The sequence below is a fragment of the Streptomyces sp. NPDC002467 genome, assembly GCF_042889825.1.
Classification (GTDB): domain Bacteria; phylum Actinomycetota; class Actinomycetes; order Streptomycetales; family Streptomycetaceae; genus Streptomyces.
In genome coordinates this window covers 158642-172227 of sequence record NZ_JBIARJ010000007.1, presented here as the reverse complement: position 1 = coordinate 172227, position 13586 = coordinate 158642, and the positions used below count along the sequence as shown (strand labels likewise).

Here is a 13586-nt window from a genome sequence, read left to right as displayed (position 1 = left end):
CTGCCGCGGGCGGCGCCGGGTCGGCACAGTGGTGATCACAGCCGGGACATGCGGCTGGCGGACCGGGCACGACACCGGCGGACTGACCGCCGCCGGGCTACAGCGGGAGTTGACGCACATGCGGGGAAACATGACCCGGGCACTGGTGGCCCTCGTACTGGCCGCGGGCATCGGGTGGGGCGGCGCCTCCGCCTCCGCCGCTGGGGACGGGCCGGCCGGGCACCGGGTCCGCGCCGACGCGGAGCTTCCCGGGTGGCTCGACCCCGGCAAGGACTGCATCGTGACCACCGCCTGGGGCGACGCCACCTGCCCGGCCCGGGAGTACTAGGCCTCCCCTGAGTACCGGGAGACGGCGGCGGCGGGTCCTGTCCGCCGTCGGTCGGGTGGGCGTCGGTCCTGCCCGGTTCGGTGGAAGCAAGAATTCCATTCTTCGTTGACTGGTCAGCTCTGGGAGTCGTGAATCGCGGAACCCGTGCGCCCGCATCGGAGGTCAGAGTGCGCTCTTCCGCGCGTACTTGTACTGCATTGGAGAACAGGCATGAGTCCTACCCGTCGTGACGTCCTGAAGTGGGCAGCCGGAGCCGGTGGCCTGGCCGCTGCCACCACGCTCGGCCTCCCGAGTACGGCAACTGCCGCAAGCTGGTCCGCCTGGTCCTGGATGGGTCAACTCTCCAACAGCCTGCCCGTCACGGGGCTGACGATCCCCGGAACCCACAATACCTGCGCCAACAGTGGCATCTTTGTTGCCAAATGCCAGGACTGGGACCTGGGGACACAGCTCAACAACGGCATCCGCTTTCTCGACATCCGTTTGAACGGGTTGCAGGGCTCCGCGAACGAGATGGGCGTCTATCACGCCGACATATTCATGAAAAAGCGGTTCGCGGATGTCCTCAACGACTGCGACTACTTCCTGCGGAACAACCCGAAGGAAGTGATCATCATGCGGGTCAAGAACGAGAACGCGGGGGGACAGGCGCTCGGCGCAGAGGAGTTCAGGCGCCGCTTCAACTGGCACTTGGACGATCCGTCGATGAATTTCCGTCCGCGCTTCTTTACCGGCGACAATTGGCCCACCCTGGGTCAAGCTCGCGGCAAGATCGTGCTCCTCACCGACTTCGACCACAACTGGACCGTCCTCAAGTGGGACAGCCACTGCATCGTCCAGGACAAGTACAACGTCTCGGACGACGAGAAGAGGAAGGCGATCGTCGAATGCTTCGACGCGGCGTGGTTCAACCACACCACTTCCCAGATGTTCATCAACTTCACCAGCACCGCCAAGGGACCCATCCCCGAGCCTTCCGTCGGGGCCCAGAAGATCTTCCCGAGTGTTTACGCGTACCTGGAGCCCAGGAAGACCCAGCGAGCCCGCTTCGGCATCGTGCCCATGGACTACCCCAACTACCGCCCCGACATCATGAAGCTCTTGATCGACAAGAACTTCGTATAAGGGACGCGGGGCGCGATCAAGGGCAGGGCGCGCCGGCCTGGCGTAGGGGGCATTGAAGGGGTTCTCCCGGTGGGTGTGCGGAGTGGATGGATGCTGAGCAATGCAGTACCGTTCCGCTCTCACCCGACCGGACCTGCTGTCCCCGCGGCCGTCGGCCGAGGCGAGGTTGTGAACCCACACGCACAGCCGCCCACATCATGCGGGGGACCAACCCCGGAGGGCCGCAGCGTTCTAGGGGCCTGCTGGAGTTCGGCGATCACGAGTCCACCGTCAGCACGATCTTGCTTGGATGTGGCCCTGCGCGGCTCGCGTGTGGGCGCTGCCCGCCTCGGGTGGCGCGTAGATCCCGGAACGCCCTCCGACGACACCAGCTGTTGGATAGGCCCCGGGGGTTACGACGTCCCGGGGCCTTCACTTCGCTGACCTTCCAGCTCAACGACGGGCGAGGTGGCGTGTCACGCCCAGTCCACTCCCAGCTTCCTCAAGGCCTCCAGCTGGTCCTGGGTGAGTTGTCGCGCAGGCTCTTGCTGTTGGAGACCCACACGCCGAGCTTCGCGGTCACCGGCTCCGCCTCGCCTTCGGCCGTGATCTCGCCGTGCGCGCGGGGCGCGGGCGGTGGCGGTGGGCGCCTTCCCGCTCCACCCACTGCGTGAGGGCCTCCAGGCCGCGCTGGAACGCCTGCTGTGCCTTGCCGGTCCCCGTCCGGCCCCGCGACTGGCCGCAGGGGCGGGAGTGGACGACGGGTCGGGCTGCACGCCCAGCGCGGTCAGCCGTGCCTGCTGCTTCGGCAGCAGCCGGGCCCAGGTGGCCGGCTGCTTCTGCTGCCGGAGCCACTTACCGATGTCGTCGCCGTCGAAGACGACGCCCGGCGCGATGTGGGGCAGGGCGCTGTCGGCGTCGGCCAGGTCGGCCAAGACGCGGTAGTGCCTCTGCCAGTCCAGCGGCCAGGGGCAGTCTCGGTCTGCGTCGATCGCGGTCGGCTGCGCCGCGCGTTCCGCGGCGCGGTCCGGGTCCTTGCCCGGGCCGTTCTTCGCGCTCTTGCGGTGGGGGTTGGCCGTGTAGTGGGCGATGGGCATCATTTCGTCGTCCTCGCCTCACATGGCGTCCTGTCGGGGTGCCAGGTGTTCGGTGGCCCGCCGGGAGGAGCGGGGTGCGGCGAGCTGGGCCTCCCATGTCTCCTCGGGACGACGTGCCCTCCACCCACACCCGCCGCCCACGCAGCGGCGCGTGGATGCTGATCACCACGGACGAGGTCCACTCCTTCGACGATGTCTTCGGAGCCGCGTCTGCCTGGGGGTCAGCGAAGGCGGTGGCCGGAGAACCGGACGGTGAGCGCGGTGTTGCTCCAGGGGCCGGCACACCCACCGGCACGCGCCACGGGCCGGGCCCCCTGTGTGAGCCGCGGCCGCGCGATCAGCGTCGCTGGGATTGGTCCGGCGATGGCCTCTGACCTGCTGACGATCGTGTGAACCGTCGGGGAAGAATGGGGTGGTCTGCGCGGGGAACGTCCCGTCATGCTGGATACAAGGTAGTGCGGCTGACCCCGGAAAGGACGAAGCCCCCGCCGGCCGGCTCGGCGCCGGGGCGAGGGCTGACTCGTGGAGCGTCAGGTCACCGCGTGGTACCCCCGCCCACATCCGTACCCGTTCTCGTACTCGTGCCCGGTCCGGTTGTACCCGGCCGCCCCACCGAAGGGCTCCTGACGGCGTAACGGCCTCAGGAACGGAATCCGATGATCCCGTACCCGGACCCGCGCGGCACCCGGCGCAGCCAGCCGATCACCTGGGCGAGCGCGTCGGCCACTTCCCTGTCCGGGGCGAGCCCGAGGCGTTCGCCTTCCTCGAACTGCTCCAGCGCCCGCGCGCAGTCCTCGGGTGACCACTCGCCGCAGCCCGGGATGTCCGTGTACGGCAGGCCGGCGGGCAGGCCGCCGTACTGGAAGTCCGCCACGGAGACGGCGGTGACGTTCACGGCGCGCAGGCCCTCGTCCACCACCGACAGCCAGTCGCCCCGGTAGGGCGAGAAGCAGTCGTTGTCGAGGAAGGGGCCGCCCATGGCGCAGATCCGCCGGTACGCGTAGCCGTACTGGAAGGCGTGGCCGGCCTCCGCGCTGAACGGTCCTCCGTTCACCACCGCCTCCAGCGCCTCGGAGGCAGTGGGGGCGCCGGCGGCTATCTGGTCCTCGAACCAGCTGTCTGCCTCGGCCAGTTCGGCGGCGTATTCGGCGCGGACGGCCCGGAGGAACCCCTTGTCTCCCGACCCCACCCACCGGCGGGTTTGCTCGATGTCCAGCAAGTACAGACTCAACGCGGTGCTCATGGCCCGATCCTAAGATCCGCCACCGACAGGCAGCCGAGGGGGCCGAAGAGCCTCCAACGGGTGCCCGCCAGGCTGACGCGCGGCAGGTGGCGATTCTGTCGTACGGTCAAGGGTTTCGTGTTGCCCTGCCGCTGCCCCTGCCTCCCCTGCGGGCCTTCTTCGGGTGCCGGCGGTGGAAGGCCGCGAGCTCCTGAAGGCCGCGAGCTCCTGAAGGGCGCGGGCCGCACGGGCGGTTACGTTGGCCTTGCCGGCCTCGTGGTGGGCGACCGGGAACCGGACCGTGCCGGGCTTGTCATCCCAGGCGAAGACATCCGGCGCGGCCGCGCGGAGGTGGCAGATCGTGCCCACCGCGTTCGTGTCGAAGGCGAGTTCGAGTTCGAGTTCGAGTTCGGGAAAGTCCGCCTGGCCGCCGCTGGGGGACCGACCGGGTGACCTACGTCGTCCGGGGCGGGTTCCGCGACGCACCCGCCCTGGCCTGTGTGTGAGGGGGCAGGCGGACAATCACCCGTCGCGGATCGCATGACAGGTTCCTTGACCGCTGCTTCGCCCTCAGCAATGCTGTGTTGCGAAATACGCGTTGCGTGCCGTAATAGGCAACATCCCAACCTCTGTCAGTCGAGGAGTGGCCATGACTCAGCAGGTCCGTGCTGTCGTCGCGCGGAGCAAGGGTGCCCCTGTCGGTCTGGAAACGATCGTCGTGCCCGATCCCGGCCCGGGTGAGGCGCTGGTCGAGATCGAGGCCTGCGGTGTCTGCCACACCGATCTGCACTACCGCGAGGGCGGCATCGGCGACGGCTTCCCCTTCCTACTGGGGCATGAGGCCGCGGGCGTGGTCGAGGCGGTCGGTGAGGGGGTCACCGAGGTGGCGCCCGGTGACTTCGTGATCCTGAACTGGCGTGCTGTGTGCGGCCAGTGTCGCGCGTGCCTGCGTGGGCGGCCCTGGTACTGCTTCAACACGCACAACGCGAAGCAGAAGATGACCCTGACCGACGGTACGGAGCTGTCGCCGGCGCTGGGTATCGGCGCCTTCGCCGAGAAGACGCTCGTGGCGGCCGGGCAGTGCACGAAGGTGGACCGGGCCGCGTCGGCGGTCGCGGTGGGGTTGCTGGGCTGCGGCGTGATGGCCGGCATCGGTGCGGCCATCAACACCGGCAACGTCGGACGCGGTGACAGCGTGGCCGTCATCGGCTGCGGCGGCGTGGGAGGCGCGGCGATCGCCGGATCGAACCTGGCGGGCGCCTCGAAGATCATCGCGGTGGACATCGACGACCGCAAGCTGGCCACCGCGAAGAAGCTGGGCGCGACCCACACGGTCAATTCCAAGGAGACGGACGCGGTCGAGGCGGTGCGCGAGCTCACCGGCGGATTCGGTGCTGACGTGGTCATCGACGCGGTGGGCCGTCCGGAGACGTACCGGCAGGCCTTCCACGCCCGCGATCTCGCCGGGACGGTGGTGCTCGTCGGCGTACCGACGCCGGAGGCGAAGCTGGAACTGCCCCTGCTGGACGTCTTCGGCCGGGGCGGGGCACTGAAGTCGTCCTGGTACGGCGACTGCCTGCCCTCCCGTGACTTCCCGATGCTCGTCGACCTCTACCTGCAGGGCCGCCTGGACCTGGACGCCTTCGTCACCGAGACCATCGCGCTGGACGGGGTGGAGAAGGCCTTCGAGCGCATGAGCCACGGTGATGTCCTGCGCTCGGTGGTGGTCTTCTGATGGCGGGCATCCGCATCGAGCGTCTCATCACGTCAGGGACGTTCTCGCTGGACGGTGGCACATGGGAGGTCGAGAACAACGTGTGGATCGTGGGCGACGACGACGAGGCGGTGGTCATCGACGCCGCCCATGACGCCGACGCCATCGAACGGGCCCTCGGCGGACGCACCCTGCGCGCGATCGTGTGCACCCACGCGCACAACGACCACATCGACGCCGCGCCCGAACTGGCCGACCGCACCGGCGCTCCGATCCTGCTGCACGCCGACGATCTGCCACTGTGGAATCAGACCCATCCCGACCGCAAGCCCGACGGCGAGCTGATCGACGGGCAGCGGGTCACTGCCGCGGGCACGGAACTGACCGTCCTGCACACCCCGGGTCATGCCCCCGGCGCCGTATGCCTGTACGCCCCGGCACTCGCCGCCCTCTTCAGCGGCGACACACTGTTCGCCGGCGGGCCGGGAGCCACGGGGCGGTCGTACAGCGACTTCCCCACCATCATCGACTCGATCGGCAAACGCCTCCTCGCGCTTCCCGGCGACACCACGGTTCACACCGGCCACGGAGAGACCACCACCATCGGGGCCGAGGCGCCGCACCTCCAGGAGTGGATCGACCGAGGCTTCTGAGCGCGCGGAGACGGCCCTGCCCCGATGGGCGCGCGACGACCCTGGCCTGGTGGCGGACCGTTGCGGACGGCATCGGCGACAGGGTCGTCACCACGCCCTGCAAGGGACCTGTCCGGCCCGCTCACATGCGCTTTCGAGGTCGTTCCGGCAGACCTGCAAAGCCAGCGCCGGACCCCGTGCAACCAGGCTTCCGGATGCCTTGACAGCGGTTCAGGGCGGCCAGCAGACTTGCGTTGCGCTCACCGCAATCCGTTTCGCTATACGCACCGAGGTGTCATGATGATTCCCGCGTGCCGTCTCGCGGATCTGCCGCGAGGCGAGGCCCACCGGCTCGACATCGATCCGCCGGTCTCGGTGTTCCACACTGACGACGGCGAGCTCTTCGCCATCGATGACACCTGTACCCACCAGGACGCCTCGCTCGCCGACGGCTGGCTGGAGGGCTGCGAGGTGGAATGCCCCCTGCACGCCTCGAAGTTCGACCTGAGGACCGGAGCGGTGGACGCCCCACCGGCCAAGCTGCCGGTGCGGACCCACGAGGTCGTGCTCGAGGGCGGCATGATCTACGTCCGGCTGTCGACCGGGGCCCCCGACGTGCCGCCCTGCCTCGCCTCCCGACTGACCGGGGGACCCGCGTGAGGACCGTCGTCGTGGTCGGCGCCTCCCTGGCCGGACTGTCGGCCGCGCGCTCGTTGCGGAAACGGGGGTACGACGGTCGGCTGGTCGTCATCGGCGACGAACCCCACCGCCCGTACGACAGGCCGCCACTGTCCAAGGAGTTCCTCGCCGGAGCCCTCGGCGAAGCGGATCTGGCCTTGGAGGGGGACGACGAGGACCTGCAGGCGGAATGGGTGCTCGCGACCCGCGCCACCGGGCTCGACCGCACCGAGCGTGCGATCCGGCTCGCCGACGGCCGGGAGATCCGCGCCGACGGTGTCGTCATCGCCACGGGTGCGGCCCCGCGCACGCTGCCCGGCGCCCAGGGCCTCGTCGGCGTACACGTGCTGCGCACGCTGGACGACGCCCGCGCCCTGCGCGACGATCTGGCCCGCGGAGGCCGGCTGGTGGTGATCGGCGGTGGATTCATCGGCGCCGAAGTGGCCTCGACCGCCTACGCGCTCGGCCTCGACGTCACGGTCGTCGAGGCCGCGCCGACACCGTTGGCCGGACCGCTCGGCGAGAACATGGGCGCCATCGTCTCCGCCCTCCACGCCGACCACGGCGTACGGCTGCTGTGCGGGGTGGGGGTCAAGGGGCTGAGCGAGGAAGGGCGAAGCGAGATGGGGGTCCCCTCGGACCGAGCCCGGGGGAGGGTCGACGCCGTACTGCTGGAGGACGGCCGCAGCGTCCCCGCCGACACTGTCGTCATCGGTGTGGGCGCGCGGCCCTGCGTCGAGTGGTTGAAGGGGTCCGGCGTGGCGCTCGACAACGGTGTGAAATGCGGCGCCGACGGCCGCACCAGCCTGGCCGGAGTCGTCGCCGTCGGCGACTGCGCCAACTGGTACGACCCGCATACCGGCAGTCGCCGCCGGGTCGAGCACTGGACCGCTGCGCTGGAACGGCCCGACGTCGCCGTGGCCGCACTGCTGGCACACGGTGCGACGACACCGGGTGTGCCCCGGCCTCCGTACTTCTGGTCCGACCAGTACGGAGTGAAGATCCAGTTCGTCGGGCACGCCGTCGGCGCCGACAGCGTGACGGTCGAGGAAGGCTCCACGGACGAGCGCAGCTTCCTGGCCGTGTACCGGCGGGCCGGCAATCCGGTCGCCGTGCTCGGAATGAACCAGCCACGCCTGTTCACACGTTGGCGCAAGCAGCTCACCGCCGCGAAGTCGTGACACTGCCGACGCGGGCTCCCGCACTGCGTTGCATGCAGTACCCAGCTTTGTTTCATGCGCGGCGGCGGCTCGAAGTCGGGCCCTGCCGCGTGTGACCGGTCCTTCCACGACGATTCCCGAGGAGTGCAGCGTGACCTCCACAAGCCTGCCGGACAGCCTGATCGCCACTCTCCCCGGCTCCTCCTACACAGACCCGGGTGTCTTCGCCCAGGAGCAGGAACGCATCTTCGAAGCGATGTGGTTCTGCGTCGCCCGCGCGTCCGAACTCGCCAAGCCCGGCGCCTTCCGCACGGTCGACGTGGGCCGCGAGAGCATCCTCGTCACCCGGGCCCGGGACAACTCCGTACGCGCCTACTTCAACGTCTGCCGGCATCGCGGAGCCAAGCTCTGCACGGAGGAGACCGGCGAGGTCAAGCGCGCCTTCCAGTGCCCGTACCACGCCTGGACGTACGACCTCGACGGCAAGCTGGTCGCGGCGCCGAACCTCACCAAGATGCCCGATGTCGGCCGAACCGAGTACGGCCTGGTGGGCGTGGCCGTCCGCGAATGGCTCGGCTACGTGTGGGTGTGCCTGGCGGAGACTCCCCCCTCCTTCGAGGAGGACGTCATCGGCGCGGCGATCACCCGCCTCGGCGACGTGGAATCGATCGAGCGCTACGACATCGACAACCTCGCGGTGGGCAAGCGGATCGTCTACGACGTCAAGGCGAACTGGAAGCTCATCGTCGAGAACTTCATGGAGTGCTATCACTGTGCCACGATCCACCCCGAACTGACCGAGGTGCTACCGGAGTTCGCGGGTGGCTACGCGGCTCAGTACTACGTCGGTCACGGGGCCGAGTTCGGCGAGGAGATCCAGGGCTTCACCGTCGACGGCTCCGAGGGCCTGGACCGCATCCCGGGGGTGTCCGAGGAGCAGGACCGCCGCTACTACGCGATCACCGTCAAGCCGCAGGTTTTCATCAACCTCGTGCCGGACCATGTGATCTTCCATCGCATGTACCCGGTTGCGGCCGACCGCACGATCGTCGAGTGCGACTGGCTCTATCTGCCGGGCGTGGTGGAGAGCGGCAAGGACGTCAGCCGGTCCGTGGAGCTCTTCGACCGCGTCAACCGCCAGGACTTCGACGCCTGCGAGCGCACCCAGCCCGGCATGAGCTCCCGGCTGTACGCGAAAGGCGGTGTGCTCGTGCCCAGCGAGCACCACATCGGCGCCTTCCACGACTGGGTGCACGAGCGCCTCGGCACCCGGCGGCCGGAGTAGCCCCGGTGGGACCGGGTGCCCGAAGCGTGCGCGCACGCGCATGGAGGCTCAGCCGAGGTACCCCATGCGACGGCTGACTTCCTCCGCGCCCTTGACCAGCACCGGAGCGAGCTCGTGCATGCGTTCCTCGGTGAACCGGTAGGAGGGTCCGGAGGCGCTGATCGCGGCGATGACCAGGCCGTCGCGGTCACGGACCGGTGCCGCCATCGCGTGCAGTCCGATTTCGAGCTCCTCCAGCGTCCAGGCGTAGCCGCGCTCGCGGGCCTCGGTGAGGTTCTTCTCGAGTTTCGTCTTCGCGGTGATCGTGTGCGGGGTCAGCTTCTTCATGCCGGACTCCGCCAGCAGCGCGGCGCGCTCCTTGGCGGGCAGGTGGGCCAGCATGATCTTGCCGCTGGAGGTGGCGTGCAGCGGGGTCAGCTGGCCGACCCAGTTGTGCGCGGTGATGGCGGCAGGACCGCGCACCTGGTGGAGGTTGATCGCGTAGTGCTCCTGCAGCACGGCGATGTTGACGGTCTCGCCGATCTCCTCGGCCAGGCGCTCGCAGACCGGACGTCCTTGCTGGGTGATGTCGATGCGTCCCGTGACCGCGCCCGCCAGGCGTACGATGCCGAAGCCGAGCCGGTACTTGCCGCGCTCGCCCGACTGCTCCACCAGGCCGCGCGTCTCCAGAGCGCCGAGCAGTCTGAACGCGGTGGACTTGTGGACATCGATCTCGGCGGCCACCTCGCTGACGCCCGCCTCGCCGCGCTGGGCCAGGATTTCGAGCACGCTGATGGCCCGGTCGACGGACTGCACCCCGCCGGCCTGTGAACCGTGCGTTTCGGCATCCGGACTGAAGTTGCTCATAGCGAAACTATAGGCGTCGTAAACAACGTTTCTGCAAGCAACCTGCCCGAATCGCAGGTCGGCAAGTTGCGTGGTTCGCAACCTAGTGCGTATAGCGATACCCGTAATAGCATGCCCGGCGAATCGACGGCGCGAGCGAGACGAGGCACCATGGCTCCTCTGCACTACGACTTCGTCATCGTCGGCGGTGGATCAGCCGGCAGCGCACTGGCGAACCGGCTCTCGGCCGACCCCGGAAAGCGGGTCCTCGTCCTGGAGGCGGGTCGGTCGGACCATCCCTGGGATGTGTTCATCCACATGCCGGCAGCCCTGACATACCCCATCGGCAACCGTTTCTACGACTGGAAGTACGAGTCCGAGCCCGAGCCGCACATGGGCGGCCGGCGCATCTACCACGCGCGCGGCAAGGTACTCGGCGGCTCCAGCAGCATCAACGGCATGATCTTCCAGCGCGGCAACCCCATGGACTACGAGCGCTGGGCCGCCGACCCCGGGATGGAGACCTGGGACTACGCCCACTGCCTTCCGTACTTCAGGCGGATGGAGAACTGTCTCGCGGCCGATCCCGACGACGAGTTCCGCGGCCACGACGGTCCCCTCGTTCTGGAACGCGGCCCGGCCGGCAGCCCGCTCTTCACCGCCTTCCTGAAGGCGGCCCAGGAAGCCGGCCGCACCCGCACCGACGACGTCAACGGCTACCGGCAGGAGGGATTCGCCCCCTTCGACAGGAACATCCACCGAGGGCGGCGTCTGTCGGCGTCCAAGGCGTACCTCCACCCCGTGCGGAAGCGGCCCGGCCTCACCGTCAAGACCCGCGCCCTCGTCACGCGCGTCCTCTTCGAAGGCAAACGTGCCGTCGGTGTCGAGTACCAGCGCGGGCGCGGTGCACCGCAGCAGGTCCGGGCCGGTGAGGTCATCCTGTGCGGCGGCGCCGTCAACACCCCTCAGCTGCTGCAGGTCTCCGGCGTCGGCAACGCCGCGGAACTGTCCGCCCTCGGCATCGACGTCGTCCACGACCTGCCGGGCGTCGGCGAGAACTTGCAGGACCACTTGGAGGTGTACGTCCAGTACGCCTGCGAGCAGCCCGTGTCCATGCAGCCGTACATGGCGAAGTGGCGTGCCCCCTTCATCGGGCTGCAGTGGCTGTTCAGGAAGGGGCCCGCGGCCACCAACCACTTCGAGGCGGGAGGCTTCGCCCGCAGCAACGAGGACGTGGACTACCCCAACCTGATGTTCCACTTCCTGCCGGTCGCGGTCCGCTACGACGGCTCCTCACCGGCCGGTGGCCACGGTTACCAGGTGCATGTGGGGCCCATGTACTCCGATGCCAGGGGCTCCGTCAAGATCAAGAGCAACGATCCGCGCGAGCACCCGGCCCTGCGCTTCAACTACCTTTCCACAGAGCAGGATCGCCGTGAGTGGGTCGAGGCGATTCGGGTGGCCCGCGAACTCCTCAACCAGCCTGCGCTCGCCGCTTACAACGGCGGCGAGATCTCGCCCGGAGCCTCCGTCGAGACGGACGAAGAGATCCTCGCCTGGGTGGCTGAGGAAGGGGAGACCGCCCTGCACCCCTCGTGCACCTGCAAGATGGGCACCGACGAGATGTCCGTCGTCGACCCGCTGAGCATGAGGGTCCACGGGATGGAAGGGCTGCGCGTGGTGGACGCGTCCGTCATGCCGTACGTCACCAACGGCAACATCTACGCGCCTGTGATGATGATCGCCGAGAAGGCCGCCGACCTCATCCTCGGCAAGGAGCCCCTGCCGCCCTCCAAGGCGGCGTACTACCGCCACCGCGACGACGCCCAGCGGCAGTCCGGGTAGCGCGTGCGCGGCGTACGTGCGCGGCGGACGCGGGCGACGCTCGCCCGCGTCCGCCACGAGGTGCTGCCGACAGCGGACGGGCAACCGGCCAGATGGTGAAATCGCGAACCGCCGCCCTCTTGACGATCGTTGGCCCGTTCGGCCAGGGTTTCACCACAAGCAATGCAATGCACGATGCGCAACGGATTCCCGTTCGAAGGGCATGGCGTGGCAGATCTGTACGTGGACGGAGAATGGCGCGCTCCGGCGGCCGGCGGCCACCGGGAGATCCGCTGTCCGGCAGACGGCACGCTCGTCGCGACGGTGTCGGAGGCAACGCGCCCCGACACCGAGGCCGCGATCGCGGCGGCCCGGCGCGCCTTCGACCAGGGCCCCTGGCCGCGCACCTCCGAGCGCGAACGCGGCGCACTGCTGCTGCGCACCGCCGACATACTCGTGCGCGACTCCAAGGACTTCGCCCGCGCCGAGTCGCTCGACACCGGCAAGCGGTTGGTGGAGAGCGAGTACGACATCGCCGACGTCGTCTCCTGCTTCCGCTACTACGGAGGCATCGCCGGCACCAACGCAGGCCGGGTGATCGACACCGGACGCGACGACGCCCTCAGCCGGGTCACCTACGAACCCGTCGGTGTCTGTGGACTGATCACCCCGTGGAACTACCCGCTGCTCCAGGCGTCCTGGAAGGTCGCGCCGGCCCTCCTCGCCGGCAACACCATCGTGCTCAAGCCGAGCGAGCTCACGCCCTCCACCGCGATCCTGCTGATGAAGGCCCTCGAGGAGGCCGGGCTCCCGGCCGGCGCGGCCAATCTCGTCCTGGGCGCCGGAGGGGAGGTGGGCGCGCCACTGTCCGAGGATCCGGCCGTGGACATGGTGTCCTTCACCGGCGGCCTGGAGACGGGCCGTCGCGTCATGGCCGCCGCCGCCGGGACGGTGAAGAAGGTCGCCCTGGAACTCGGGGGCAAGAACCCCAACGTGGTCTTCGCCGACGCTGATTTCGACACCGCGGTCGACTTCGCGCTCACCGCCGTCTTCCTGCACTCCGGCCAGGTCTGTTCCGCCGGCGCCCGCCTGATCGTCGAGGACTCTCTGCACGACGCCTTCGTCGACGAGGTCGTGCGCCGAGCCCGACTCATCCGTCTGGGCGGGCCCTTCGACCCCGAGGCCGAGACCGGTCCACTGATCTCCGCACAGCACCTGGAAAAGGTCGAGAGGTACGTCGAGGCGGGCCTCGTCGAAGGCGCCGTACTGCGCTGCGGCGGCGAACGACCCGGCGATCCCGCGCTGGGATGCGGCTTCTACTACCCGCCCACCGTCCTCGACGAGTGCCGGCAGGACATGCGTGTGGTGCACGAGGAGTCCTTCGGACCCGTGCTGACCGTCGAGCCCTTCCGTGACGAGGACGACGCGGTCCGCATTGCCAACGACACGGAGTACGGACTAGCCGGAGCCGTCTGGACGCAGGACGCGGGGAAGGCCCAACGGGTCGCGCGCAGGTTGCGGCACGGGACCGTGTGGATCAACGACTACCACCCCTATGTGCCGCAAGCGGAATGGGGTGGCTTCGGGCGCTCGGGTGTGGGCCGTGAGCTGGGACCGACCGGCCTGGACGAGTACCGAGAGCCCAAGCACGTCTGGCAGAACATCCAACCCCGGCCGCAGCGCTGGTTCCGCGGCTGAACGCCGAAATGAGGTCGAT

The 13586-nt window shown here is 69.0% G+C and carries 12 protein-coding genes; 9 read left to right on the top strand and 3 right to left on the bottom strand.

The annotated features are described in order from the left end of the window. Window positions 1-130: 130 nt before the first annotated feature. The gene (locus ACFYYJ_RS17030) at window positions 131-328 is read left to right on the top strand and encodes a hypothetical protein (protein WP_389133149.1); all 198 of its coding nucleotides are present in this window, start codon (window positions 131-133) and stop codon (window positions 326-328) included. 210 nt (window positions 329-538) lie between these two features. Further along, entirely contained in the window at window positions 539-1453 is a 915-nt protein-coding gene (locus tag ACFYYJ_RS17025; protein WP_389133147.1) for a phosphatidylinositol-specific phospholipase C, read from the top strand. A 455-nt stretch (window positions 1454-1908) separates the two neighbouring features. On the opposite strand, the gene ACFYYJ_RS17020 is transcribed toward ACFYYJ_RS17025, so the two are convergent. After that, window positions 1909-2532 (bottom strand): helicase associated domain-containing protein, encoded by a 624-nt coding sequence (locus tag ACFYYJ_RS17020; RefSeq protein ID WP_389133145.1) that lies wholly within the window; start codon window positions 2530-2532, stop codon window positions 1909-1911. Window positions 2533-3169: 637 nt separating this feature from the next. Continuing rightward, window positions 3170-3772, bottom strand: a complete 603-nt coding sequence (locus ACFYYJ_RS17015; protein WP_389133143.1) for a hypothetical protein — start codon at window positions 3770-3772, stop codon at window positions 3170-3172. Between the two features lie 628 nt (window positions 3773-4400). Between ACFYYJ_RS17015 and ACFYYJ_RS17010 the strand changes: the two genes are divergently transcribed. From ACFYYJ_RS17010 to ACFYYJ_RS16990, 5 genes are all read left to right on the top strand, one after another. Beyond that, window positions 4401-5486 (top strand): S-(hydroxymethyl)mycothiol dehydrogenase, encoded by a 1086-nt coding sequence (locus ACFYYJ_RS17010; RefSeq protein ID WP_385120359.1) that lies wholly within the window; start codon window positions 4401-4403, stop codon window positions 5484-5486. After that, window positions 5486-6118 (top strand): MBL fold metallo-hydrolase, encoded by a 633-nt coding sequence (locus tag ACFYYJ_RS17005; protein WP_389133140.1) that lies wholly within the window; start codon window positions 5486-5488, stop codon window positions 6116-6118. The genes ACFYYJ_RS17010 and ACFYYJ_RS17005 overlap by 1 nt, the downstream gene beginning before the upstream one ends. A gap of 276 nt (window positions 6119-6394) precedes the next feature. Further along, a complete protein-coding gene (locus tag ACFYYJ_RS17000) occupies window positions 6395-6757 on the top strand; it encodes a bifunctional 3-phenylpropionate/cinnamic acid dioxygenase ferredoxin subunit (protein WP_389133138.1) in 363 nt (120 codons plus the stop codon). Next, window positions 6754-7956 carry an NAD(P)/FAD-dependent oxidoreductase gene (locus ACFYYJ_RS16995; protein ID WP_389133135.1) on the top strand — a complete coding sequence of 401 codons (1203 nt, stop codon included), beginning with the start codon at window positions 6754-6756 and terminating at the stop codon, window positions 7954-7956. The genes ACFYYJ_RS17000 and ACFYYJ_RS16995 overlap by 4 nt, the downstream gene beginning before the upstream one ends. A gap of 130 nt (window positions 7957-8086) precedes the next feature. After that, window positions 8087-9220: an aromatic ring-hydroxylating dioxygenase subunit alpha gene (locus ACFYYJ_RS16990; RefSeq protein WP_389133133.1), complete on the top strand. Its 1134-nt coding sequence runs from the start codon at window positions 8087-8089 to the stop codon at window positions 9218-9220. 48 nt (window positions 9221-9268) lie between these two features. Here the strand turns inward: ACFYYJ_RS16990 and ACFYYJ_RS16985 are convergent, their stop codons facing one another. Next, window positions 9269-10066 carry an IclR family transcriptional regulator gene (locus tag ACFYYJ_RS16985; protein ID WP_389133130.1) on the bottom strand — a complete coding sequence of 266 codons (798 nt, stop codon included), beginning with the start codon at window positions 10064-10066 and terminating at the stop codon, window positions 9269-9271. A gap of 150 nt (window positions 10067-10216) precedes the next feature. Here ACFYYJ_RS16985 and betA point away from each other — a divergent pair, with 150 nt between their 5' ends. Beyond that, entirely contained in the window at window positions 10217-11890 is a 1674-nt protein-coding gene (gene betA, locus ACFYYJ_RS16980) for a choline dehydrogenase (protein WP_389133128.1), read from the top strand. Between the two features lie 207 nt (window positions 11891-12097). Continuing rightward, complete coding sequence (locus ACFYYJ_RS16975) at window positions 12098-13567, top strand: aldehyde dehydrogenase family protein (RefSeq protein WP_389133126.1); 1470 nt, start codon at window positions 12098-12100, stop codon at window positions 13565-13567. Window positions 13568-13586 lie beyond the last annotated feature (19 nt).

What these genes read in the sequence shown, in the direction of transcription:
- ACFYYJ_RS17030 (WP_389133149.1), top strand. Translation starts at nt 131, where the DNA reads ATGACCCGGGCACTGGTGGCCCTCGTACTGGCCGCGGGCATCGGGTGG.
- ACFYYJ_RS17025 (WP_389133147.1), top strand. Translation starts at nt 539, where the DNA reads ATGAGTCCTACCCGTCGTGACGTCCTGAAGTGGGCAGCCGGAGCCGGT.
- ACFYYJ_RS17020 (WP_389133145.1), bottom strand. Translation starts at nt 2,532, where the DNA reads ATGATGCCCATCGCCCACTACACGGCCAACCCCCACCGCAAGAGCGCG.
- ACFYYJ_RS17015 (WP_389133143.1), bottom strand. Translation starts at nt 3,772, where the DNA reads ATGAGCACCGCGTTGAGTCTGTACTTGCTGGACATCGAGCAAACCCGC.
- ACFYYJ_RS17010 (WP_385120359.1), top strand. Translation starts at nt 4,401, where the DNA reads ATGACTCAGCAGGTCCGTGCTGTCGTCGCGCGGAGCAAGGGTGCCCCT.
- ACFYYJ_RS17005 (WP_389133140.1), top strand. Translation starts at nt 5,486, where the DNA reads ATGGCGGGCATCCGCATCGAGCGTCTCATCACGTCAGGGACGTTCTCG.
- ACFYYJ_RS17000 (WP_389133138.1), top strand. Translation starts at nt 6,395, where the DNA reads ATGATGATTCCCGCGTGCCGTCTCGCGGATCTGCCGCGAGGCGAGGCC.
- ACFYYJ_RS16985 (WP_389133130.1), bottom strand. Translation starts at nt 10,066, where the DNA reads ATGAGCAACTTCAGTCCGGATGCCGAAACGCACGGTTCACAGGCCGGC.
- betA (WP_389133128.1), top strand. Translation starts at nt 10,217, where the DNA reads ATGGCTCCTCTGCACTACGACTTCGTCATCGTCGGCGGTGGATCAGCC.